This window comes from Streptococcus sp. FDAARGOS_522 (assembly GCF_003812445.1).
GTDB classification, from domain to species: domain Bacteria; phylum Bacillota; class Bacilli; order Lactobacillales; family Streptococcaceae; genus Streptococcus; species Streptococcus agalactiae.
Genome location: NZ_CP033808.1, coordinates 992,212 through 1,016,012, shown reverse-complemented (window position 1 = coordinate 1,016,012; position 23,801 = coordinate 992,212). Strand labels below are relative to the sequence as shown.

Below are 23,801 nucleotides of genomic sequence, written 5' to 3'. Positions count from 1 at the left end.
TTCCTTTCTTAGTGAGAGTGTCTTTGTTTTTTTCGAATAGTATAGGCTAGGTTGGCCAATTTATATAATAATGGATTGATTGCTAGATTAAACTCGCCAATATATTCTTCAAACATTGGATTGAAGTTACTTTTAAATTTTGTTAAACCATCGTTAAGACTTCCCTCGACACCGCCTAGATTAGCAGATACAATATCGTTTTTGAAAGCATCTTCGAACACCCTAGCATTCAAGAGATACTGTGGATAAAATTTACGGAAGCTATCATCCATACCAGCATACAACATCTCCAGGACATTGCCAAAACGAATGGACAAAATTCCTGCAATGACAGGCTCATCTGGATATTTCTTGCTAAACTCCTGAAATTCAAGGATATATTGTTTAACAGAAGCTTCTTGTTGATTTAGCCTTGTCAGGCGACTTTTTTGATGGGATGGAGTTTCTGATAAATCTTTTTGGATTTGAAGAAGTTGTTCTTTAAATTGCGCTAATCTTTTAGGAAGATTGACTTTAGCTAAATAGAGATAGGCATCTTCTCCATAAATTGTCATTAGTTGATGGAAATAGTTTTCATTACGTAAAGCTACACCTTTACGATTCTCGGTTAATGCTACAACCGTGGCGAATTTAGGTAAATCATCAATGTTGGCACGATAAATTTGAACACCGCGATGCTTTGCATCTTTTATCAGACGTTTAGTGTGTTTTGGAAAGTTTTCTTCTATATTTGCTTTGGTATAGATATTCGCTTGAAAACGAGGTTGGATGGTTTCGGAAATGGCTTTCGTTGGACCTATCCATTGGGCACCTGCTGACTTAAGATTATCAATTGCCTGTCTACTTTCATCTATCTCTTCGGCGACATTCTCTTCTTTAAGGTGATATTGACGTAGAAGAAGTGCTGGATCGAATTTTGCAAAAACAGCACGTTTCTTTCGTCCAAAGTTTTTTAGTGTTTTTAACACAAAGTTAACTAATTCTTTATTGCTGTAGTCCATAATAGGTCCACGTGGAATATAAAGCATTGTAAAACCAAGTGGTAATGATTTAATTAAGATGCTAGCTACAGCAACTAATTGGTCATCTTTATAAAAGCCTAAACGTTCATTTTGCCAATTTGATTTTACTTGTGCCCACTTTGAAGAGTGGAGGAGATTGGTTTGAGACGATGCAATAGCAAAGGCATCATATTCTTTTTCGGATATTCCAACGGTAACATGATACATCAGTTTATTACCCATTCACGTAGTGCGTAGGCTACGCCACTTTCCTCGTTTGATTTGGTGATATATTTTGCTATTTTTTTTAGTTCAGGATTGCCGTTTTGCATAACAACAGGATTTCCAACAACTTCAAGCATAGCACGGTCATTTTCTTCATCACCAATAGCCATTGTTTGATCTACAGTTAATCCCATTTTCTCTGCAAGGTGGAGAAGTGCAGTGCCTTTATTAACGTTTTTGGGTAAAATTTCTAAATAAAAAGGAGTTGATTTTACAATAGTGTAGTTATCGAGAACTTTTTTTGGAATTTTAGCAATTGCTGCATCTAAGATGTCAGGTTGATCAATCATCATTAGTTTAATGATTTCTTTGTCTCCCATTTCTTCAGGAGTACGATAGAAGAGCGGCATATTAACTAAAGTTACTTCGTGTATTGTATATTTACCAATATCACGATTTGCTGTGTAAATTCCTTCTTTTGTAATGGCGTGCATGTGGACGCCTAATTTACGCGCTAACAGTTCGAAATCCAGATAGTCTTCATAGGTTAAGGTTTCTTTGATGATGTCATCTCCTGTGGCTGTGTCTTGAACTAGACCGCCGTTAAAGGTGATAACATAATCTCCCTCTTCATTGAGTTTCAATTCTTCTAAAAGATCTTGGACTCCGATGATTGGACGTCCTGTAGCAATAACAATTTTAACGCCTTTTGATTTTGCTTCTTGAACAGCTTTAGCCACTTCAGGTGTAATTTCACGCTTACTATTTAATAGGGTGCCGTCAATATCTACGGCAACAAGTTTAATTGAAGTCATTTTATCTCCCACTCTTTATTCAATATCCTAAAATACTCACCTTATATCTTACTAAAAAATAAAGGGTTTGTCATGAATGGCTATTATCTTTCGTGAGTGTCAAATGCTCATTTGTGATATAAGATTGAAATTCTTCTTTTGTACTTGAAAATAGGCTATCTAATGTCAACATTTCTTTTGGAAAATAAAAACGTTGATCACCATAATTAGATCCAGTTAATGCTTTTACAATCGGTGATAAGCTTGATAATTCAGCAAGTTGTCCATTCTTTTGGATAATTTGAATTTCTGTTCGTGGATTTGAATGTTCAGGCCGATAAACATCGTAAGGTAAGTCAAAATTAGCATGGACACCAGTGTAATAATCGGGATCAAAACCAACCTGTGAGACTAGTTCTTTCATTTTAACTAGATTTTCTTTATCAGACTCTTCAAAGGTAATTGATTTAAAGACTTTTCGATTGATAAAACGATTAGCTAAATCTGCCAAAATGTTATCATCAGCTTGCATCCAAGATTGGAAGTAAGTATTCATTACCCCATCATCTAGGGCTAAATAATCTTGTAAATCATATTGATCCGTGAAGAAAGGAATAAGATTTGGAGAAGTTTGTTCAAAAAAATCGCGATGGGTATCAAATAAGAAGCGAGCACGTTTTAGTAAATTTTGTAAGAGTAATTCCATAGCACGACTGGCTGGATGGAAATAAACTTGCATATACATTTGGAAGCGACTAACAATATAATCTTCCACAGCGTGCATCCCGTTACGAGCAAAAGCAATTCCAGAATCGGTTGGTCTAATAACGCGTAAAATTCGTGTTAAATCAAATTGTCCATAGCTAGCAGCAGTGTAGTAAGAATCTCTGAGAAGATAGTCCATTCGATCACAATCAATTTGACTAGAAATTAATTGAACAACTTGTTTATTGGGGTAGCTATGATTAATAACACTAGCTACTTTATCAGGAAAATCAGGAGCCACCTTTCGTAAAATAGCATTAATCTCTGTGGTAGGATTGGTGATGATTTCCTGAGTGTAAGCTTCATGATCAGTATTGAAGAGACGCTCAAATGTATGAGAATATGCGCCATGTCCGATATCATGTAGTAGGGCGGCAGCCATCGTTAGCAGGGACTCATTTTTATTCCAAAGATCAGAATAATGTTCATCAAAGATTTCTGTAACTTTACGAGCCAGTTCATAAACTCCGAGACAATGTGAAAAACGACTATGCTCTGCACCATGGAAGGTAAAAGAAGTCGTTGAGGTTTGTTTAATGCGTCGTAAACGTTGAAATTCTTTAGTGTTAATCAAGTCATATATGACTTGATTATTTACATGGATATAAGTGTGAACGGGGTCACGAAATACTTTTTCATTCATATATATATTATAGCAAAAATTGAAACTTGAGTCAGAAATTGGTAGAATAGAAGGATAAAAGAAGTGAGAGAAGTCATGAAACTAGAAATTAACAATAACATTCAAATTGACAACGAAACCGAAATGATTCATGAGATTCACGATTGTCAATTTATTGAAAAAGGAAGTTACGTTTATTTGAATTATATTAATGCTGAGGGCGAGAGGGTAGTTATTAAGGCAAATCATGAGGAATTGCTTATGACGAGGTTTTCAAATCCTAAGTCTGTAATGCGTTTTCATCGTGAAACGCCTGCTTTGGTTAATATCCCCACTCCACTTGGTGTTCAACATTTGATTACAGAGACAAGTCACTATCAGTTTGATTTGTCACAGCAAAGGTTGCATATCAATTATGTCCTTAAGCAAACGGAGACAGGAGACTGTTTTGCAAATTATGAATTAAGGATTCAATGGTATTAAGATAACTACCATTAACAAAAGAGTAGTCGTTATGAATTTCGTTTACTGAAGACGCTGGGATCTCTTTATGAGAGCCATTTATTTGATAAACTGCAGTGTGGTTTATTTCGACTAGATGAACTTCGTTTTTTCCCTTGAGATTATTAGTGATAGCAAGGATAATTAATTGAAAAATGGATTTTTTTCTGTTACAATGATTAACATATCAAGGGAGTAGCAGACGGTTTACCGTGGCAATGTCGTCATTACGAAAGAAATTTCCGGCGTTGTCTTAAACAGCGAGACTTGTTTTCATAAAAACAGGTCTCTTTTTGTTTGTGGAGAGACCAAAGGAGGAAAGGTTTTGTTAAAAGAACAGAAAAAATCCTTGTTTTACACACAAGGTCAAGAAGAGGTTCTAACGTCTTTAGAATCTTCTCGTGAAGGATTATCAACGACAGAAGCGAAAAATCGCTTAGAGATGTATGGTCGCAATGAGCTTGAAGAAGGGAAAAAACGTAGTCTAATAGCTAAGTTTTTTGACCAATTCAAAGATTTAATGATTATTATCTTACTGGTTGCTGCAGCTCTCTCTGTTATTACGGAAGGTATGCATGGCTTAACGGATGCATTGATTATCTTGGCGGTTGTTATCTTAAATGCAGCTTTTGGTGTTTATCAAGAGGGGCAAGCCGAAGCAGCTATTGAAGCCCTCAAAGATATGTCAAGCCCAATTGCGCGTGTTCGTCGTGATGGTCATACTATTGAGGTGGATTCTAAAGAACTAGTTCCTGGTGACCTCGTTATGTTAGAAGCAGGAGATGTTGTTCCCGCAGATTTACGACTTTTAGAAGCCGCGTCTCTAAAAATTGAAGAAGCAGCTCTAACTGGTGAGTCAGTACCTGTTGAGAAAGACATATCTCAAGTAGTAGCAGAGGATGCAGGTATTGGTGACCGTGTGAATATGGCGTATCAAAATTCAAATGTCACGTATGGTCGAGGATATGGTGTTGTTACTAACACAGGGATGTATACTGAAGTTGGTAAAATTGCGGACATGTTGGCAAATGCTGATGAATCTGAAACACCATTGAAACAAAGTTTAGTTCAACTTTCTAAATTATTGACTTACTTAATCGTGATTATTGCGGTTATTACTTTCTTAGTGGGGATATTTGTCCGTAAAGAAGGTTGGATTGAAGGATTGATGACTTCAGTTGCTTTAGCAGTTGCAGCTATTCCAGAAGGGCTTCCTGCAATTGTTACGATTGTCTTATCAATGGGAACAAAAACTCTTGCTAAACGCAATTCTATCGTTCGTAAACTCCCTGCAGTTGAAACTTTAGGTTCTACAGAAATCATTGCATCAGATAAGACTGGAACTCTGACAATGAATCAAATGACTGTCGAAAAAGTGTATACTAATGGTGTTCTCCAATCATCTTCGGAAGAAATTTCAGTTGATAATAACACTTTACGTATTATGAATTTCTCCAACGATACTAAGATTGATCCTTCAGGAAAATTAATTGGTGACCCAACAGAGACTGCACTGGTACAATTTGGTTTAGATAAGAATTTTGATGTCCGTGAAGTTTGGAAAAATGAACCACGTGTAGCTGAGTTACCATTTGATTCAGATCGTAAGTTAATGTCTACGATTCATAAAGAATCAGATGGTCGCTACTTTATCGCAGTCAAGGGTGCTCCTGATCAATTATTAAAACGAGTTACTAAAATTGAAGATAATGGCTTGGTTCGTGATATCACGGCTGAAGATAAAGAGGCTATCCTAAATACCAATAAAGAACTCGCAAAACAAGCTCTTCGTGTCTTGATGATGGCTTATAAATATGAAACACAAATTCCAACTTTAGAGACTGATATTGTTGAGTCAGATTTAGTATTCTCAGGTTTAGTGGGAATGATTGACCCTGAGCGTCCAGAAGCGGCAGAAGCTGTTCGAGTTGCTAAAGAAGCAGGAATTCGTCCGATTATGATTACCGGGGACCATCAAGATACTGCAGAAGCTATTGCAAAGCGTCTAGGTATTATTGATGCAAATGACACAGAAGATCATGTCTTTACGGGTGCTGAACTTAATGAATTAAGTGATGAAGAGTTTCAAAAAGTATTTAAACAATATTCTGTCTATGCACGTGTTTCTCCTGAACATAAAGTGCGTATCGTGAAAGCTTGGCAAAACGATGGCAAAGTCGTTGCCATGACTGGTGATGGTGTTAATGATGCTCCATCGCTAAAAACAGCAGATATTGGTATTGGTATGGGAATAACTGGTACGGAAGTTTCCAAAGGTGCTTCTGATATGGTCCTTGCTGATGATAATTTTGCAACTATTATTGTGGCTGTTGAGGAAGGACGTAAAGTCTTCTCAAATATCCAAAAATCTATTCAGTATCTTCTTTCAGCCAACATGGCAGAGGTATTTACAATTTTCTTTGCAACTTTATTAGGATGGGATGTACTTGCACCGGTTCACCTTCTTTGGATTAACTTGGTAACAGATACTCTTCCAGCCATCGCTCTTGGAGTTGAGCCAGCTGAACCAGGAGTTATGACACATAAACCTCGTGGTCGCCAGTCAAACTTCTTTGATGGTGGTGTTATGGGAGCTATTATCTATCAAGGTATTTTACAAACTATCTTAGTACTTGGTGTCTATGGTTGGGCATTGATGTATCCAGAACATGCTGGTTATCGCATGATTCACGCAGATGCCCTTACGATGGCCTTTGCAACGCTTGGTTTAATCCAATTGGTACATGCATTTAACGTTAAGTCAGTTTACCAATCAATCTTTACAGTTGGAGCTTTTAAAAATAGAACCTTTAACTGGTCTATTCCAGTAGCTTTCATTCTTTTGATGGTGACTATTGTTGTTCCTGGATTTAATAAACTTTTCCATGTAACTCATTTAAGTTCAACACAATGGTTAACTGTAGTTATCGGAAGTTTATTGATGGTAGTGTTAACGGAAATTGTTAAATTTATCCAACGTAAATTAGGACAAGACGAAAAAGCTATTTAGTTTAGCTGATAAAAAAACTCACTTAGAATATCTAAGTGAGTTTTTTAGCAATCAAATATTGTCATAGAGTTGCGTAATTCGTCTTCAAAATATTTTTTTGGATAGTTTTCAAAACTATCCAAATGCTTAACGGCATTATACCTTTTGCTAAGATTCCAGGTTAAATTAGGGTTATGATTGGGATTCTGATTGACAAAGTCAATAGTTAAATTCCATTCTCTAATATATCCAAGTGGTCTAGAATGATAAGTAGTCTCTCCAATTTTAACGTCGCCAAATGAGCGGTGTGCATGACCAAAAACAACATCTTTGATATGATATTTTTGGAATAAATCATGATAAGCCTGACTCCCCAAAAAAGCATTAAAAGGAGAGAATCTAGGATGAGTCATCGTGAATTGTTTATGGGGAACAAAGTGCATAGCAATAATGATATTTGAAGAATCGACTTTTGCTAATATTTCGTCTAAGCGTTTTAAAATTGATGCTTGGATAGTTACATCATTATTTGGACGTTTTAAACGTCTATCAAACCAAAAAGTCTTTTTAAATTTTTCAACATCCTTGATGTCTCTATTATTTGAAAAGCTGTAATCATACCAGCCATGAAAAGCTAGTAGCATTTTTTTGTCAAATCGATAGGTTTGAAAGTCAAGACGTTGGATTTCTGTTTCTGTTAAATCAAGCATATCATGGTTTCCTAAATTATAGCTAAGTTTAATATGCTTTTTTAAGTTATTGATAAAGGGAAGTGTATCTTTAGTAAAATGATTAGATATATCTCCAGCGATATGGAGGTGATCAATTTTTTCTTTCTTAAGCAAATTAATTAACGTTTTCGTCTCAAAGGTAGAAAAATGATTGAGGTCAATATGTAAATCACTCATGATAGCAAGTTTGGTCATAAGGGTATTGTACCATATTGTAGTTCAAAGAGTTAAACAGTAAATTTTTGAAATAGTTTTAGAGTCATTCTATAATAGATATGTCATTGTAGAATGCGCTTTCATAAGTGTGTTTAGAAGTTTTATATTTAAGGTGCCTTAAGGAGGTCTCATGTCTAATTTTTATAAGCTCTTGAAAGAAAAATTTCCTCGAAAAGAAGATATCGTAACAGAAATGATCAATTTAGAAGCTATTTGTCAATTACCCAAAGGGACGGAGTATTTTATTAGTGATTTACACGGGGAATACGATGCTGTTGATTATCTCTTACGGACAGGTGCAGGGTCTATTAGAGCTAAATTATTAGACTGTTTTGATTGGCAGAAAATAGTTGCTGTTGATTTAGATGATTTTTGTATACTGCTTTATTACCCAAAGGAAAAATTAGCCTTCGATAAAATGAACTTGTCAGCAAGTGCTTATAAAACGAAGTTATGGGAAATGATTCCGTTACAAATACAAGTTTTAAAATATTTTTCTAGTAAATATACAAAATCTAAAGTACGTAAGCAATTGTCAGGTAAGTTTGCTTACATTATCGAAGAACTTTTAGCTGAGATTGACCGTAACCCAGAGAAGAAAAGCTATTTTGATACTATTATTGAAAAATTATTTGAATTAGACCAAGTAGAAGATTTAATTATAGTATTGTCCCAAACAATTCAAGTTTTGATTATTGACCATTTACATGTTGTAGGGGATATTTACGATCGTGGTAGGTATCCTGATCGTATCTTGAATAGGTTAATGGCTTTTCCAAATTTGGATATCCAATGGGGGAACCATGATGTCACTTGGATGGGAGCAGCATCTGGTTCTTACCTTTGTATGGTAAATGTTATCCGTATTGCTGCACGTTATAATAATATTACTTTAATTGAAGACCGATATGGTATCAATTTGCGTCGCTTGGTTGATTACTCACGCCGTTACTATGAACCTCTACCTTCTTTCGTTCCTATATTAGATGGAGAGGAAATGACTCATCCAGATGAACTAGACTTGTTAAATATGATACAACAAGCAACAGCAATTTTACAGTTTAAATTGGAAGCCCAATTGATTGACAGGCGTCCAGAATTTCAAATGCATAATCGGCAACTTATTAACCAGGTAAATTATAAAGATTTAAGTATATCTATTAAGGAAGTTGTGCATCAACTTAAAGATTTTAATAGTAGATGCATTGATTCGAAAAATCCCAGTCGATTAACAAGTGAGGAAGAAGAGCTTTTACAACAATTGATGATAGCCTTCCAGACTTCTGAAAGTTTAAAGAAACATATTGATTTCCTATTTGAAAAAGGAAGTATGTATTTAACATATAATGATAATCTTTTATTCCATGGTTGCATACCAATGCATAGTAATGGTGATTTTAAAAGCTTTAAAATTGCAGGAAAAACTTATGGTGGTAGGGATTTACTGGATTTATTTGAAAGTCAAATACGTCTAGCATATGCTAGACCAGAGAAACATGATGATTTGGCGACAGATATCATTTGGTATCTTTGGTGTGGTGAAAATTCTTCTCTTTTTGGTAAGAATGCCATGACTACTTTTGAGCGCTATTATGTTTCCGACAAAGTAACTCATCAAGAAAGAAAAAATCCCTACTTTAAACTGAGAGATAAAGATGATATTTGCACTGCTCTTTTACAAGAGTTTGATTTGCCTAAGTTTGGGCATATTGTCAATGGTCATACGCCAGTCAAAGAAAAAAATGGTGAGCAACCGATAAAAGCAAATGGTAAGATGTTAGTAATTGATGGTGGCTTTGCCAAAGGTTATCAGAAAAATACAGGTTTAGCTGGCTACACTTTGATTTATAATAGCTATGGGATACAATTAATTTCACACCTTCCTTTTACATCCATTGAGGAAGTTTTAAGTGGAACCAACTATATCATTGATACGAAGCGATTAGTAGAAGAAGCCAAGGATAGGATTCTTGTAAAAGATACAACTATTGGACAAAAGTTAACCAAAGAGATTAAAGACTTAGATCACCTTTATCGTCATTTTCAGGAATATGATGACTAGTGTTTAAGTAATTTACTAATTGATATGTAGGATTTAATTTTTCAGTTTCTTACCTTGTCTCTTTTATTAAATTGACTTAAAATAATATTATGGACATAAAGGCAGAAATTCAAAAATTAGCAAAAGAAATTGGTATCTCTAAAATTGGTTTTACGACGGCAGATAACTTTGATTATTTGGAAAAGTCATTGCGTGCTTCTGTGGAAGAGGGGCGCAATTCAGGATTTGAACATAAAGTCATAGAGGATCGTATCTACCCTGAAAGGCTTTTAGAATCGGCTAAAACGATTATTTCAATTGGCGTTGCTTATCCTCACAAACTTCCTCAGCAACCTCAAAAAACATCTTATAAACGAGGAAAAATTACACCTAATTCGTGGGGGCTTGATTATCATTATGTGGTCGGCGAAAAGTTAGACAGACTATCAAAAGGCATTGAAGAGCTCTGTCGAGATTTTCCTTTGCAACAAAAAGCAATGGTCGATACTGGAGCTTTAGTTGATACTGCAGTTGCCCAAAGAGCAGGTATTGGTTTTATAGGAAAAAATGGTCTAGTTATTTCTAAAGAATATGGCTCTTATATGTTTTTGGGAGAATTAATTACCAATTTAGAGATCGAGCCAGACAAGCCTGTCGATTATGATTGTGGTGACTGTCGTCGTTGTCTAGATGCCTGTCCAACTTCTTGTTTAATTGGTGATGGCTCAATGAATGCCAAGCGTTGTCTATCATTTCAAACCCAAGATAAGGGAATGATGGACATAGAGTTTCGAAAAAAGATTAAAACAGTTATCTATGGTTGTGATATTTGCCAAATTTGCTGTCCTTATAACAAAGGTATAAATAATCCATTGGCGACAGAGATTGATCCTGAGTTGGCTCAACCAGAATTAATACCATTTTTGAGTTTATCAAATGGACAATTTAAAGAAAAATTTGGTATGATTGCTGGAAGTTGGCGAGGTAAAAATATTTTACAGCGTAATGCCATTATTGCGCTAGCAAATGCTCATGATAAAACCGCAGTGGTCAAATTAATAGAGATTATTGATAAAAATAATAACCCTATTCATACTGCAACAGCTATATGGGCATTGGGAGAAATTGTCAAAAAACCAAACGATGAGATACTGGAGTTTATGAGTAATTTAACCTTAAAAGATGAAGATAGCCGAAAAGAGTTGGAATTAATCCGTCATAAATGGCAATTTTAAGCCTTTTATGGTATTTTTAAGAACCTTATGATAAAATAAAACAGATTAACAAAGATTGGAGAAATCTCATGGAAGTGGCTGAAATTCGCCAAAAAATAGTAGAAAATAAAGAGAAGTTGACTAGCTTCAGGAGGTCTCTTTGACTTAGATCGTTTGGAAGAGGAGATTGCTCTTCTTGAAAATCAAATGACTGAGCCAGACTTTTGGAATGACAATATTGCAGCGCAAAAGACATCTCAAGAACTGAATGAGTTAAAAGGTAAGTATGATACTTTCCATAATATGCAAGAATTATCTGACGAAACAGAACTCTTACTTGAGATGCTTGACGAAGATGATTCTTTGAAAGAAGAATTAGAAGAAAATCTAATGCAGCTAGATAAGATAATGGGTGCTTATGAAATGACGCTTCTCTTATCTGAGCCTTATGACCACAATAATGCTATCTTAGAAATCCATCCTGGTTCAGGAGGAACTGAAGCGCAAGATTGGGGAGATTTACTCTTACGAATGTATACCCGTTTTGGCAATGCTAATGGTTTCAAAGTAGAAGTATTAGATTATCAAGCAGGGGATGAAGCTGGTATTAAATCGGTTACCCTCTCTTTTGAAGGCCCCAATGCTTATGGTTTGTTGAAATCAGAAATGGGAGTTCATCGCCTCGTTCGTATATCACCTTTTGATTCGGCTAAACGTCGTCATACCTCATTTGCTTCAGTTGAAGTGATGCCAGAGTTAGATGATACGATTGAAGTAGAAGTACGTGATGATGACATTAAAATGGATACTTTCCGTTCCGGAGGAGCTGGTGGTCAGAACGTCAATAAAGTATCAACAGGTGTTCGTTTGACGCATATTCCAACTGGAATTGTGGTATCGTCTACCGTTGACCGTACTCAATATGGGAACCGCGATCGCGCTATGAAGATGTTGCAGGCTAAGCTATATCAGTTAGAACAAGAAAAGAAAGCACAAGAAGTAGATGCTCTTAAGGGTGATAAAAAGGAAATCACTTGGGGAAGTCAGATTCGTTCTTATGTTTTCACCCCTTATACGATGGTGAAGGATCATCGTACTAACTTTGAGCTTGCTCAGGTAGATAAGGTTATGGATGGAGAAATCAATGGCTTTATTGATGCCTACCTTAAGTGGCGCATTGAAGACTAAAAATAATGAAGGAGAAACATGGCACTAATAGAAATGTCTGGTGTTACTAAAAAGTATCGCCGTTCAACAACTGCCTTGAGAAACTTAAATTTATCAATTCAGCAAGGTGAGTTTGTGTATTTAGTTGGTCCGTCAGGTGCTGGTAAATCTAGCTTGATTCGCCTCCTATACCGTGAAGAAAAATTAAGTTCAGGTAGATTAAAGGTAGGGGAATTCAATCTCAATAAACTCAAACGTCGTCAAATTCCTATTTTACGTCGTAGTATTGGAGTTGTCTTCCAAGATTATAAATTACTACCAACAAAAACAGTTTATGAGAATGTTGCGTTTGCGATGCAAGTTATTGGAGCTAAGCGCCGTCATATTAAAAAACGCGTGCCAGAAGTTCTAGAATTAGTAGGTTTAAAACACAAGATGCGTTCTTTTCCAACACAGTTATCTGGTGGAGAACAACAACGTGTGGCAATTGCACGTGCGATTGTTAATAATCCAAAATTATTAATTGCAGATGAACCTACTGGTAATTTGGATCCAGAAATTGCTTGGGAAATCATGCATCTATTGGAACGTATTAACCTTCAAGGAACGACTGTTTTGATGGCAACACACAATAGTCAAATTGTTAACACACTTCGTCATCGTGTCATTGAGATTGAAGCAGGTAGCGTTATCCGAGATGAAGAGAAGGGAGAATATGGTTATCATGATTAATTTCTTTAGACATTTCTGGGAATCGCTTAAAAACTTGAAACGTAACTTTTGGATGACTTTTGCTTCTGTAACATCAGTTACCATAACCTTACTTCTTGTAGGCTTGTTTTCATCAGTTTTACTGAATGTTGAAAAGTTAACAACTGATGTTTCAGGTAATTTTACTATCAGTGCCTTTTTAAATGTTGACTCAACGGATGCTCAAAAACAAGTCAAAGATAAGGACGGAAAGCTAAAAGATAATCCTGATTATCATAAAGTTTACGACAAAATTAAACGTATTTCTGGTGTAGAGAAAGTCACTTATTCAAGTAAAGCTGAACAATTAAAAGAAGTTCAAAAAGAGTATGGTTCAGATGTTATTGATGATACCTATAAAGATGCTTTGTTAGATGTTTACGTAGTTGGGACAAGTTCTGCAAAAGTTTCTAAGAGTGTCAGTGAAGCAATTGGACGCATTGAAGGTGTTGATTATACTAAAGAACCTATTGATTCAACAAAACTATCTAATCTCACAGATAACATCCGTATATGGGGATTTGGTGGTGTTGCCTTATTAATTGTCCTTGCTATCTTTTTGATTTCAAATACTATTCGTATGTCGATTATGTCACGCCGTACAGATATTGAAATCATGAGATTAGTTGGCGCTAAAAATTCTTATATTCGAGGACCGTTCTTTTTTGAAGGTGCTTGGGTAGGGATTTTAGGGGCTATCGTTCCATCGCTGATTTTCTATTTTGGTTATCAATTTGTGTTTAACAAGTTTAATCCAAAATTTGAGACAAGCCATGTTTCATTGTATCCTATGGATATTATGGTTCCAGCAATTATTGGTGGTATGGTGATTATTGGTATTATTATTGGCTCACTTGGGTCTGTCCTATCAATGAGACGTTACCTTAAGATTTAATAAAAAGAGATGAAATCTATTTCATCTCTTTTTATTAATTGTAGATATCATGTTAGTGGATAAAATTCGAAATAAACGTAGCCAATTGTTTTTCAGATGATTTGTGAGAAAGGGTAGCTTTACCATCCCCTTTTTGATGTCCGTAGTTACCAAATCGGCTATGGTTTCCTCCGACAATAGTTCGAAAAGTACTTGAATTTGGGAGGCGTTTTTTAGCTTCCTCATATTTTTCCCAGTTTAAAATATGATCATTACTTGCTGTAATGGAGAGTACTCTTAACTTTTTATGAGATAGGTCGGATTTACGTGAAGGGTAGGAAGCTAATAATATGAGCCCTCTAACAGGGGCTACTTTGGCATTTTGGCTAGCAACAACTCCTCCTAAAGAATGTCCAGCAAGGTAAACATTAGTTAAGTGGTTCTGATTAATAATTGTTTTAGCTTTATGAGGCGATAAAACTGGCAAATTTAAAGGTGTCTTCAAAATATAGGTATTATACCCTTTGTCAGCTAAATCTCTAGCAAGTTGAGAATAAGCTTCTTCTTCCACAAGAGCCCCTTGATAGAAAATAATATTTGCTTTTACCTTACCCTTGCTTCTAAAAAGAAGGTAGTTCTTATGGTTTGTAGCGGTTTTAGCAATTCTCCTAGCTAATGGGGAGGCTTGGTAAGTATTGAAGTAAATGGTCATCCCGACGGCCATTAAAATAGCAAGGATACTTGTTGTTAACCAAAGAAAAATAGAGTGACGTTTTATGTTCATTGGAAGAAAGGATTAAAGTTTTTTTCGTGGCCAATAGTTGTATTCATGCCATGGCCTGGGTGAACACTATAATGACTAGGTAAGGTGAATAGTTCTTGACGAATACCAGTAATGAGGTCCTCAAAGTTACTGGTAGGTAAGTCAGTACGACCGATAGTTTCACGAAATAGAGCATCGCCAGTAACGACTAATTCATCTGAGTGGAAAACAAACGAGACTCCTCCCCAAGAATGACCAGGTGTTGGTAAAACTGTGAATTCAAAACCATTTAGTTGATAGGGTTGCTTTAATTTAAAAAAGTTCTCTGCCGGTCTTGCTATAACATTAATGATATCATCATGACGGCCTAACCCAGATAAATTATCATCTGGGGAAGATAGCCAAGCGGCTTCTTTTTCTGAAACATAAACAGGTGGATTATCAAAAGTATCTCTGACCAAATCTAAACTAAAAATATGATCATAGTGAGTATGAGTTAAGAGGATAGCCACTAAAGGTTTTTCAAAGGATTTAATTTTAGCAATAATTTCTTGGCCATTGCTCCCTGGATCAATGAGGATAACAGCTTGATCATTAACGAGGTAATAAGTATTTTCACCAGCAATGTGGTTTATTGTTTTATAGATTTTCATAATGATAGTGTACCAAAAAATCAAGACTTTGTTAAAAAAAGAGTGGCGGAAAATAAATGGCAACTAGTTTCATAAAATATGGGATCTCACAGCAATTTCTTGACACCGTTTTCATAAAGGTGTATCATAAAAGTAATCAATAAGCCAAGCCTAAAGCTGAACTTAGTTTAAGAACACTGACTTTTTGAGAGCAACCTAATTGGTTGACTAAAGAATATGAGGTGGAAGATATGTCAAAAGTTGCTATTGTTACTGGTGCTGGTCAAGGAATTGGATTTGCTATTGCGAAACGTCTTCATGCAGACGGCTTTAAAATAGGCGTTTTAGACTATAATGAAGAGACTGCTCAGGCTGCGGTTGATAAACTATCACCTGAGGATGCTGTTGCAGTTGTAGCAGATGTTTCAAAACGTGATCAAGTTTTTGATGCTTTCCAAAAAGTTGTAGATACTTTTGGTGATTTGAATGTTGTTGTTAACAATGCAGGTGTTGCCCCAACAACTCCTCTTGACACTATTACTGAAGAGCAGTTTGAAAAGGCTTTTGCAATCAATGTCGGAGGAACTATTTGGGGAAGCCAAGCAGCTCAGAAACATTTTAGAGAATTAGGTCATGGCGGAAAAATTATAAATGCAACTTCACAAGCAGGATGTGAAGGGAATCCTAATTTGACTGTTTATGGTGGTACAAAATTTGCAGTTCGTGGTATTACACAGACTTTGGCAAAAGATTTAGCATCAGAAGGAATCACAGTCAATGCTTACGCACCAGGTATTGTTAAAACACCTATGATGTTTGATATTGCCCATGAAGTTGGTAAGAATGCAGGCAAAGATGATGAATGGGGTATGGAGCAGTTTGCCAAAGATATCACTTTGAAACGCTTGTCTGAACCAGAAGATGTTGCTAATGCAGTAGGCTTCTTAGCGGGAGATGATTCAAATTATATCACTGGACAAACAATAGTTGTCGATGGGGGTATGGTATTCCATTAAAAATGATTAATGCTAACACTGTGAGTTTCACTCACAGTGTTTTTTATATTTCTTAAAAAATTATCTTATCTTGGTTATTGGAGTGATGGCATCTTTGAGGTATAGTCATGTTTTGTTTTATAGATATAGCGTGCTATAATAGACTTACTATGACCCAGAAAAAACTTAGAAAATATGCAGTAGTTGACTTGGAGGCTACTGGAGCAGGTCCCAATGCTTCTATTATTCAGGTTGGGATTGTTATTATCCAAGGAAATAAAATTATTGATAGTTATGAAACAGATGTTAATCCTCATGAATCTTTGGATGAGCATATTGTTCATTTGACAGGTATTACGGATAAGCAGTTGGCTAAAGCTCCGGATTTTGGTCAAGTGGCGCATCACATTTATCAATTGATTGAAGATTGTATTTTTGTTGCCCACAATGTAAAGTTCGATGCAAATTTATTGGCTGAGCAACTATTTTTAGAAGGCTGCGAGTTACGTACACCAAGGATAGATACAGTAGAATTATCACAAGTATTTTATCCCTGTTTAGAAAAATATTCTTTAGGGGCATTAGCAGAAAGCTTAAATATTGAATTAACAGATGCGCACACTGCTATTGCAGATGCAAGAGCTACAGCACAGTTATTCATTAAGTTAAAAGCTAAAATTAGTAGTTTACCTAAAGAAGTGTTGGAGACCATTTTAACATTTGCTGATAATCTTTTGTTCGAATCCTATTTATTGATTGAAGAAGCTTATCAAGAAGCTGATTTCGTTAATCCTAAAGAATATTATTTCTGGCAAGGATTGGTCTTAAAAAAGGAAAAAGCTGTTGGAAAGCCTAAGAAATTATCTAGTGATTTTCAAGTTAACATGGCTTTGTTAGGTATGGATGCTCGCCCTAAGCAAGTTGTTTTTGCTGACTTGGTTAAAGCGCATTTTAATGATCAAACAACAACGTTTTTAGAAGCTCAACCAGGACTTGGTAAAACATATGGTTATCTCTTGCCTTTATTGGATCAGTCTCAAAAACAACAAATAATAGTATCTGTTCCAACAAAGATTTTGCAAGATCAAATAATGGCTAAAGAAATAAAGCACATTCAAGAACTTTTTCATATTCCCTGTCACAGTATCAAAGGACCGAGAAATTACTTGAAGTTAGATGCGTTTTATAAGAGCCTCCAAGTGCAGGATCGAAATCGATTGATAAATCGTTTTAAAATGCAACTGCTAGTGTGGTTGACGGAAACGACTACAGGTGATTTGGATGAAATTAAACAAAAACAACGATTAGAATCTTACTTTGACCAGCTAAAACACGATGGAGAAGTGACTCAATCATCACTTTTTTATGATCTGGATTTTTGGAAACGCAGTTATGATAAAGTTGCACAAAGTCAACTTGTTATTATCAATCATGCTTATTTTCTTGAGCGTGTTCAGGATGACAAAGATTTTGCAAAGGGGAAGGTTTTAGTTTTTGATGAAGCTCAGAAACTTGTTTTGGGACTGGAAAATTTTTCTCGTGGGCAACTTGATATTAGTCACCAATTGCAGGTTATTCAAAAAATAATTGATAGTTCTATTCCATTATTACAAAAGCGCCTTCTGGAAAGTATCTCTTATGAGCTAAGTCATGCAGTAGAACTTTTTTATCGTCATAATTCTTTTGAATTTTCAGAGACCTGGTTGAAACGTCTAAAAAATAGTATAAACGCTTTAGAAGTAGTAGGATTAGATGAGTTACAAACTTTTTTCACAGCTACTTATACTAACTATTGGTTTGAAACTGACAAAGTCAATGAGAAGCGTTTAACCATTTTACGTGGGGCGAGAGAAGATTTTCTTAAATTTTCAAAGTTCCTCCCCCCCACAAAAAAGACCTATATGATATCAGCGACTTTACAAATCAGTCCCAAAGTCTACTTGTCAGATCTTTTAGGAGGATTTTCAAGTATAAGTACAGAAAAGATAGCGCATGAGAAAAATGCCAATCAGAAAGTATGGATTGATACCTCTATGCCCAATATACTTGATTTATCACCGGAACAGTATGCTTACGAAATAGCCAAGCGTTTACAAGATATAATGACGTTAAAGCAGCCTACCTTAGTCTTATTAACTTCTAAACAGACAATGTTTATGGTATCTGATTATTTGGATAAGTGGGAGATAAAACATCTTACTCAAGATAAAAATGGCTTAGCTTATAACGTTAAAAAACGTTTTGATCGTGGAGAAAGCAATCTTCTTTTAGGTACAGGATCTTTTTGGGAAGGTGTTGACTTTGTACATCGTGATCGTCTTATTGAAGTTATCACGCGATTGCCTTTTGATAATCCCAAAGACTATTTTATCCAGAAACTATCGCAGAGTTTAACAAAAGAGGGGAAAAACTTCTTTTATGACTATTCTTTACCAATGACTGTCTTAAAATTAAAACAGGCCTTGGGACGTACTACAAGGAGAGAAGAACAAAAGTCAGCGGTAATTATTTTGGATAGCAGATTGGTTATTAAATCTTATGGACAAACCATCATGCATTCTCTTGGTAGAGATTTTGAAATTTCTAAGGAAAAAATTAACAAGGTCTTGACTGAAATGGCTAAATTTTTGATATAATGGTAAAGATCATTGTCTAAAAATAAGATTTTGACAGTGCGACTCAAGATTAAATAATAGTAGTACGTTGATAAAAGGAGGAGTAATGACCTATTTGTCAGAACGTGTACTCAATATGGAAGAGAGTGTTACTTTAGCTGCGGGAGCTAAAGCAAGAGAACTCAGAGTACAAGGAAGAGATATTCTTAGTTTAACTTTAGGGGAGCCTGACTTTGCTACTCCTAAAAACATTCAGCAAGCGGCTATTGAGGCTATAACAGATGGACGTGCAAGTTTTTACACACCATCAAGTGGTTTGCCGGAGTTGAAGTCAGCAATTAATGCGTATTTTGAACGTTTTTATGGCTACTCCCTTAAACCTAATCAGGTGGTTGTGGGAACTGGTGCTAAGTTTATCCTTTATACTTTCTTTATGACAGTACTGAATCCCGGTGATGAAGTAATTATTCCGACTCCTTATTGGGTATCTTATGCTGATCAGATTAAGATGGCTGAAGGTAAGCCAGTTTTTGTCACAGCAAAAGAAGTTAATCACTTCAAAGTAACTGTGGAACAGTTAGAAGCTGTTAGGACTGATAAGACAAAAGTCATACTTCTTAATAGTCCATCAAATCCTACAGGTATGATTTATAAAGCTGAGGAGTTGGAGGCTATTGGAAATTGGGCAGTCGAACATGATATCCTAATTTTAGCAGATGATATTTACGGTCGATTGGTTTACAATGGCAATATTTTTACCCCTATTTCAAGCCTTTCAGAGTCTATTCGAAACCAAACGATAGTCATAAATGGAGTTTCTAAGACTTATGCGATGACAGGTTGGCGTGTTGGTTTTGCAGTGGGTAATCATGATATTATAGCGGCAATGTCTAAAGTAGTCAGTCAAACAACTTCTAACCTTACGGCTGTCTCACAGTATGCTACTATTGAGGCTTTAAATGGTTCTCAAGAGTCATTTGAAAAAATGAGGCTAGCATTTGAAGAACGCCTTAATATCATTTATCCATTGTTGTGTCAGGTCCCTGGGTTTGAGGTTGTTAAACCACAAGGTGCTTTTTATCTTTTCCCAAATGTTACAAAAGCAATGGAAATGAAAGGATATACGGATGTTACAGCATTCACGGATGCCATTCTTGAAGAAGTTGGACTTGCTTTAGTAACGGGTGCTGGTTTTGGAGCGCCGGAAAATGTTCGTCTGAGTTATGCTACAGATCTTGAAACCCTTAAAGAAGCTGTTCGTAGACTGCATGTCTTTATGGGAAGTAATGAAATTAATTAAATAAAAATAGAGAGAAACTTATGTCAAAAAAACTTATTTCAATTGTTGATGTTAAAGATTATGTTGGTCAAGAAGTTACTATTGGTGCTTGGGTTGCTAACAAATCAGGTAAAGGTAAGATTGCGTTTGTACAGTTGCGCGATGGTTCTGCCTTTTTCCAAGGTGTCGCTTTTAAACCAAACTTCATTGAAAAATATGGTGAAGAATCAGGTCTTGAAAAATTTGACGTTATTAAACGTCTCAACCAAGAAACATCTGTTTATGTAACAGGGATTGTTAAAGAGGATGAACGTTCAAAATTTGGCTATGAGCTTGATATTACTGACCTTGAAGTCATTGGAGAGTCACATGAATATCCTATAACTCCTAAAGAGCATGGGACAGACTTCTTGATGGACAACCGTCATCTTTGGTTGCGTTCTCGTAAACAAATGGCTGTTATGCAAATTCGTAACGCTATTATTTATTCAACTTATGAATTCTTTGACCAAAATGGTTTTATCAAATTTGATAGCCCAATTTTATCAGAAAATGCAGCAGAAGATTCAACAGAGTTATTTGAAACAGACTATTTTGGGAAACCAGCATTTCTTAGCCAATCTGGTCAATTATACCTTGAAGCTGGAGCAATGGCTCTAGGCCGAGTTTTCGACTTTGGTCCAGTCTTTCGTGCTGAAAAATCTAAAACACGTCGCCATTTAACAGAATTTTGGATGATGGATGCTGAGTATTCTTTCTTGTCACATGAGGAATCACTTGACCTCCAAGAAGCTTATGTTAAAGCATTGATCCAAGGCGTTCTAAATCGTGCGCCTCAAGCACTTGATATTTTAGAACGTGATGTTGAGGCTCTCAAACGTTATATCGCAGAGCCATTCAAGCGTGTTTCTTATGATGATGCTATTACACTTCTTCAAGAGCATGAAGCAGATGAAGATACAGATTATGAACATTTAGAGCATGGTGATGACTTTGGTTCACCACATGAAACTTGGATTTCTAATTACTTTGGAGTGCCGACATTTGTAGTGAATTACCCAGCAAGCTTTAAAGCATTTTATATGAAACCAGTTCCTGGAAATCCAGAACGCGTTCTTTGTGCTGATCTTCTAGCTCCAGAAGGTTATGGAGAGATCATTGGCGGCTCAATGCGTGAAGACGACTACGATGCTCTTGTGGCTAAAATGGATGAACTAGGTATGGATAAATCAGAATACGACTTTTACCTTGACCTTCGTAAATACGGCTCTGTTCCTCATGGCGGTTTTGGTATAGGTATTGAACGTATGGTAACTTTTGTTGCTGGTACCAAACATATTCGCGAAGCTATTCCATTCCCACGTATGTTACATCGTATCAAACCATAATAAAAAAGCGCTAGCTAGTGCGCTTTTTTATTATGGTCTTTAGAATCGTTGGTTAATTAAATTGGGACTATGTTTTTTTAACAATGTGATTGTCGAAAAGACAAGGATAAGACTGATTAGTCGATCCATATAATCTGTTCCAACTTGAACAAGTATCAAACTACTTGTCATGTCTAATCCAATTCCATGTAAGAATTGTGCTATAATACTTGAGCCACTAGAGGTAATTCCTTTAAAAAGGATAACTGTTATAACTGAAGCAATAATAGTTCCTGGTAAAGAAATAATCAGTGATTTCCACAATAGGCTAGAGGGTTTACAATTCCTTTTAATCAAGATACCCGTAATGATAGCAACCACGATGGCGACTGGTGAATAATAAAGTGAAAAAATATCAGTAGTCATCCAATTGATGAGTGCACTGAGAAAAGCAGTGCTGGCAGCGTACCATGGTCCCAGGATAACTGCTATTAACAATGTACCTATAGTATCTAGATAGATAGGTAGGCGTAAAAATAGAGCTAAATTAGCCCCAACAAGGTTGATGGCGATAGCGATTGAGATAAATGAAATTAAACGAGCAGGTGATTTTGTCATTTGTTAAGTCCTAACATTTCTAAGTCTTCAATGATGACTGAATTTTGTGCATGTAATAGGACGGTCATAAAATCATTCCAAAATAAATTAGTATTGACTGAGGTTAAAATCTTACTGTTAGCATCTTTTTTATAAAAATGATACTGATCTACAATTGTTTGTCCCATGGCGATTCCGTGACAAGCAACATCGGTATAGCTATCAAAACCAGTAGCGATATTTTCATTAACAAAGTAAGCAATAGCTAAAGGATCATTTATCACACATCCAATAATATGCTCATATTGCCAGTGAAAATCGAAGTAGAACTTTGTGATTTTTTGGATAAAACTTGATACGTCTGGATTAATACGCTCCATATAAGATAAATGATTGGGGGTTAATACAATATGACGTGTGATGTCTAGTCCAACCATCTCTATTTTTTTGTCAAGGTTTTCAAATACATATTGTGCAGCATGAGGATCACACCAATAGTTGTATTCAGCAACTGGAGAACAATTGCCATGTGATTTAAAACTTCCTCCCATGCTAATAAATCGCTTGCAATGTTTGCCTAATTTGGGATTAGTTTGTAAGGCTCGAGCGATATTGGTCAGAGGTCCGAGAGCTATAATAGAAGTATCATTTTTGTGTTCAAAATAGTTTGCTAAAAAACAATCTGCTGATTCTTCTTGAAAGATAATTGGTTGCGCCAATGTAAAGTTATTCTCTCCAAGGCCATCCATTCCATGAGTATCCTGAGCAGATACAAATTCACGTTGTAAAGGCAAGTTATCACCAACATAAACTGGAATGTCGTGACGGTTTAGTAATTCAAGCGTTACAAAGGTATTCTTTAGTCCTAGCTCAACAGGCGAATTGCCTGCTGTTATAGTAATAGCAACAACTTCTAACTTAGGATGCTGAATAGCATACATCAGTGCTAAGGTATCATCAATACCGGGATCGCAATCGATAATAATTTTTTCTTTATTCATTTGTCTCCTTTCTTTTAATATTAGTGAATGTTCTATGCTTTTATGAAACTATTAACAATAGTCATGGCAATAAAAAAGATCTTGGCAGTTACCAAGATCACACGAAAAAATGAATTTAGTTTTCTAAATTCAATCATATTTTCAGTCACTTAGTTTTTTATTCTGGGAAGTTTTCGAACCAGTCCGAGAAATACTCGATTATGCACGTGTTTTATTATAATATGAAAGCACTAACTTGTAAAGATTCAAACTGACCATTTAACAGTGTCTAGATTGATTGTTTTAGCATTTGAAATTAATTTTGAAATCGGACATCTGCTGTGTGCTTTGTTAACGATTAGCTTACTATCAGATAATGACAGTTTTTCAATACTAGCAACAGCGTTAACTTGGAAATAAAATCCCTTACCTACTTGCTTTTCCTTCATGAGCTGGCAAGTAACATCAACGCGAGATTTTAGGTCTTTGAATCCTTTTTGTTCTAAAATAGCTTTTATAGTTGCATTTAAACATGTTGACCATGCTAAAGCAATTAATTCCTCAGGATTAAATCCTGGTAAATGATTTAAAGGGTGATTGGTCTCCACAATTTTTCCATTGGAGAGATAAACTTTTCCATCAACGCCTTGAGTGTTTGATGAGGTTACTTCATAAAGCATAAT

The 23,801-nt window shown here is 35.7% G+C and carries 20 protein-coding genes and 1 riboswitch; of the genes, 11 read left to right on the top strand and 9 right to left on the bottom strand.

Annotated elements, in window-relative coordinates; translation table 11 throughout:
- Positions 1–8: 8 nt before the first annotated feature.
- From EGX70_RS05000 to EGX70_RS04990, 3 genes are all read right to left on the bottom strand, one after another.
- Positions 9–1,229, bottom strand: a complete 1,221-nt coding sequence (locus EGX70_RS05000; RefSeq protein ID WP_001865557.1) for an aminoacyltransferase — start codon at positions 1,227–1,229, stop codon at positions 9–11.
- On the bottom strand, positions 1,229–2,041 hold the full coding sequence (yidA, locus tag EGX70_RS04995) for a sugar-phosphatase (protein WP_000200668.1): 813 nt from the start codon (positions 2,039–2,041) through the stop codon (positions 1,229–1,231). The genes EGX70_RS05000 and yidA overlap by 1 nt, the downstream gene beginning before the upstream one ends.
- Before the next feature lie 70 nt (positions 2,042–2,111).
- Positions 2,112–3,428, bottom strand: a complete 1,317-nt coding sequence (locus tag EGX70_RS04990) for an HD domain-containing protein (RefSeq protein WP_001003543.1) — start codon at positions 3,426–3,428, stop codon at positions 2,112–2,114.
- A 75-nt stretch (positions 3,429–3,503) separates the two neighbouring features.
- On the opposite strand from EGX70_RS04990, the gene EGX70_RS04985 reads away from it, so the two are divergent.
- Positions 3,504–3,890 (top strand): DUF1934 domain-containing protein, encoded by a 387-nt coding sequence (locus EGX70_RS04985; RefSeq protein ID WP_000764120.1) that lies wholly within the window; start codon positions 3,504–3,506, stop codon positions 3,888–3,890.
- Positions 3,891–4,233: 343 nt separating this feature from the next.
- The gene (locus EGX70_RS04980) at positions 4,234–6,918 is read left to right on the top strand and encodes a calcium-translocating P-type ATPase, PMCA-type (protein ID WP_123947974.1); all 2,685 of its coding nucleotides are present in this window, start codon (positions 4,234–4,236) and stop codon (positions 6,916–6,918) included.
- A gap of 44 nt (positions 6,919–6,962) precedes the next feature.
- Here EGX70_RS04980 and EGX70_RS04975 read toward each other — a convergent pair whose 3' ends face one another.
- Positions 6,963–7,823, bottom strand: coding sequence for a metallophosphoesterase (locus tag EGX70_RS04975; RefSeq protein ID WP_123947972.1), 861 nt, complete (start codon positions 7,821–7,823; stop codon positions 6,963–6,965).
- Positions 7,824–7,974: 151 nt separating this feature from the next.
- On the opposite strand from EGX70_RS04975, the gene EGX70_RS04970 reads away from it, so the two are divergent.
- The 5 genes from EGX70_RS04970 (at position 7,975) to ftsX (ending at position 13,911) form a co-directional block, all read left to right on the top strand.
- Positions 7,975–9,906: a fructose-1,6-bisphosphatase gene (locus EGX70_RS04970; protein ID WP_000064640.1), complete on the top strand. Its 1,932-nt coding sequence runs from the start codon at positions 7,975–7,977 to the stop codon at positions 9,904–9,906.
- Between the two features lie 89 nt (positions 9,907–9,995).
- The gene (gene queG, locus EGX70_RS04965; RefSeq protein WP_000351637.1) at positions 9,996–11,120 is read left to right on the top strand and encodes a tRNA epoxyqueuosine(34) reductase QueG; all 1,125 of its coding nucleotides are present in this window, start codon (positions 9,996–9,998) and stop codon (positions 11,118–11,120) included.
- A gap of 68 nt (positions 11,121–11,188) precedes the next feature.
- Positions 11,189–12,287, top strand: a protein-coding gene (prfB, locus tag EGX70_RS04960; RefSeq protein WP_011324939.1) for a peptide chain release factor 2 whose coding sequence is annotated in 2 segments (ribosomal slippage) — positions 11,189–11,260 and positions 11,262–12,287 — 1,098 coding nt in all. Because the reading frame shifts where the segments join, the coding sequence is not laid out codon by codon here.
- Positions 12,288–12,305: 18 nt separating this feature from the next.
- Positions 12,306–12,998 (top strand): cell division ATP-binding protein FtsE, encoded by a 693-nt coding sequence (gene ftsE, locus EGX70_RS04955; protein ID WP_001173889.1) that lies wholly within the window; start codon positions 12,306–12,308, stop codon positions 12,996–12,998.
- Positions 12,982–13,911: a permease-like cell division protein FtsX gene (gene ftsX, locus EGX70_RS04950; protein WP_000236202.1), complete on the top strand. Its 930-nt coding sequence runs from the start codon at positions 12,982–12,984 to the stop codon at positions 13,909–13,911. Before ftsE ends, ftsX begins: the two co-directional genes overlap by 17 nt.
- 52 nt (positions 13,912–13,963) lie before the next feature.
- On the opposite strand, the gene EGX70_RS04945 is transcribed toward ftsX, so the two are convergent.
- Both EGX70_RS04945 and EGX70_RS04940 read right to left on the bottom strand, forming a co-directional pair.
- On the bottom strand, positions 13,964–14,674 hold the full coding sequence (locus EGX70_RS04945; protein WP_001022575.1) for an alpha/beta hydrolase: 711 nt from the start codon (positions 14,672–14,674) through the stop codon (positions 13,964–13,966).
- On the bottom strand, positions 14,671–15,306 hold the full coding sequence (locus tag EGX70_RS04940; RefSeq protein WP_000708402.1) for an MBL fold metallo-hydrolase: 636 nt from the start codon (positions 15,304–15,306) through the stop codon (positions 14,671–14,673). The genes EGX70_RS04945 and EGX70_RS04940 overlap by 4 nt, the downstream gene beginning before the upstream one ends.
- Before the next feature lie 230 nt (positions 15,307–15,536).
- On the opposite strand from EGX70_RS04940, the gene EGX70_RS04935 reads away from it, so the two are divergent.
- The 4 genes from EGX70_RS04935 (at position 15,537) to asnS (ending at position 21,562) form a co-directional block, all read left to right on the top strand.
- Complete coding sequence (locus tag EGX70_RS04935; protein WP_000048144.1) at positions 15,537–16,301, top strand: (S)-acetoin forming diacetyl reductase; 765 nt, start codon at positions 15,537–15,539, stop codon at positions 16,299–16,301.
- Between the two features lie 149 nt (positions 16,302–16,450).
- On the top strand, positions 16,451–18,916 hold the full coding sequence (locus EGX70_RS04930; protein WP_000192260.1) for a bifunctional DnaQ family exonuclease/ATP-dependent helicase: 2,466 nt from the start codon (positions 16,451–16,453) through the stop codon (positions 18,914–18,916).
- 85 nt (positions 18,917–19,001) lie between these two features.
- On the top strand, positions 19,002–20,195 hold the full coding sequence (locus EGX70_RS04925) for a pyridoxal phosphate-dependent aminotransferase (protein ID WP_000221826.1): 1,194 nt from the start codon (positions 19,002–19,004) through the stop codon (positions 20,193–20,195).
- A gap of 20 nt (positions 20,196–20,215) precedes the next feature.
- Complete coding sequence (gene asnS, locus EGX70_RS04920; RefSeq protein ID WP_000038475.1) at positions 20,216–21,562, top strand: asparagine--tRNA ligase; 1,347 nt, start codon at positions 20,216–20,218, stop codon at positions 21,560–21,562.
- Positions 21,563–21,601: 39 nt separating this feature from the next.
- Here the strand turns inward: asnS and EGX70_RS04915 are convergent, their stop codons facing one another.
- The 3 genes from EGX70_RS04915 to EGX70_RS04900 all read right to left on the bottom strand — a co-directional run bounded on the left by EGX70_RS04915 (position 21,602) and on the right by EGX70_RS04900 (position 23,798).
- A complete protein-coding gene (locus tag EGX70_RS04915; protein WP_000167491.1) occupies positions 21,602–22,159 on the bottom strand; it encodes an ECF transporter S component in 558 nt (185 codons plus the stop codon).
- A complete protein-coding gene (locus EGX70_RS04910; protein WP_001031097.1) occupies positions 22,156–23,139 on the bottom strand; it encodes a nucleoside hydrolase in 984 nt (327 codons plus the stop codon). Before EGX70_RS04910 ends, EGX70_RS04915 begins: the two co-directional genes overlap by 4 nt.
- 143 nt (positions 23,140–23,282) lie before the next feature.
- Positions 23,283–23,327, bottom strand: a riboswitch (PreQ1 riboswitch).
- A gap of 57 nt (positions 23,328–23,384) precedes the next feature.
- Positions 23,385–23,798, bottom strand: coding sequence for an OsmC family protein (locus EGX70_RS04900; protein ID WP_000965180.1), 414 nt, complete (start codon positions 23,796–23,798; stop codon positions 23,385–23,387).
- Positions 23,799–23,801: the final 3 nt, after the last annotated feature.

What these genes read in the sequence shown, in the direction of transcription:
- EGX70_RS05000 (WP_001865557.1), bottom strand. Translation starts at nt 1,229, where the DNA reads ATGTATCATGTTACCGTTGGAATATCCGAAAAAGAATATGATGCCTTT.
- yidA (WP_000200668.1), bottom strand. Translation starts at nt 2,041, where the DNA reads ATGACTTCAATTAAACTTGTTGCCGTAGATATTGACGGCACCCTATTA.
- EGX70_RS04990 (WP_001003543.1), bottom strand. Translation starts at nt 3,428, where the DNA reads ATGAATGAAAAAGTATTTCGTGACCCCGTTCACACTTATATCCATGTA.
- EGX70_RS04985 (WP_000764120.1), top strand. Translation starts at nt 3,504, where the DNA reads ATGAAACTAGAAATTAACAATAACATTCAAATTGACAACGAAACCGAA.
- EGX70_RS04975 (WP_123947972.1), bottom strand. Translation starts at nt 7,823, where the DNA reads ATGACCAAACTTGCTATCATGAGTGATTTACATATTGACCTCAATCAT.
- EGX70_RS04970 (WP_000064640.1), top strand. Translation starts at nt 7,975, where the DNA reads ATGTCTAATTTTTATAAGCTCTTGAAAGAAAAATTTCCTCGAAAAGAA.
- queG (WP_000351637.1), top strand. Translation starts at nt 9,996, where the DNA reads ATGGACATAAAGGCAGAAATTCAAAAATTAGCAAAAGAAATTGGTATC.
- ftsE (WP_001173889.1), top strand. Translation starts at nt 12,306, where the DNA reads ATGGCACTAATAGAAATGTCTGGTGTTACTAAAAAGTATCGCCGTTCA.
- ftsX (WP_000236202.1), top strand. Translation starts at nt 12,982, where the DNA reads ATGGTTATCATGATTAATTTCTTTAGACATTTCTGGGAATCGCTTAAA.
- EGX70_RS04945 (WP_001022575.1), bottom strand. Translation starts at nt 14,674, where the DNA reads ATGAACATAAAACGTCACTCTATTTTTCTTTGGTTAACAACAAGTATC.
- EGX70_RS04940 (WP_000708402.1), bottom strand. Translation starts at nt 15,306, where the DNA reads ATGAAAATCTATAAAACAATAAACCACATTGCTGGTGAAAATACTTAT.
- EGX70_RS04935 (WP_000048144.1), top strand. Translation starts at nt 15,537, where the DNA reads ATGTCAAAAGTTGCTATTGTTACTGGTGCTGGTCAAGGAATTGGATTT.
- EGX70_RS04930 (WP_000192260.1), top strand. Translation starts at nt 16,451, where the DNA reads ATGACCCAGAAAAAACTTAGAAAATATGCAGTAGTTGACTTGGAGGCT.
- EGX70_RS04925 (WP_000221826.1), top strand. Translation starts at nt 19,002, where the DNA reads ATGACCTATTTGTCAGAACGTGTACTCAATATGGAAGAGAGTGTTACT.
- asnS (WP_000038475.1), top strand. Translation starts at nt 20,216, where the DNA reads ATGTCAAAAAAACTTATTTCAATTGTTGATGTTAAAGATTATGTTGGT.
- EGX70_RS04915 (WP_000167491.1), bottom strand. Translation starts at nt 22,159, where the DNA reads ATGACAAAATCACCTGCTCGTTTAATTTCATTTATCTCAATCGCTATC.
- EGX70_RS04910 (WP_001031097.1), bottom strand. Translation starts at nt 23,139, where the DNA reads ATGAATAAAGAAAAAATTATTATCGATTGCGATCCCGGTATTGATGAT.
- EGX70_RS04900 (WP_000965180.1), bottom strand. Translation starts at nt 23,798, where the DNA reads ATGCTTTATGAAGTAACCTCATCAAACACTCAAGGCGTTGATGGAAAA.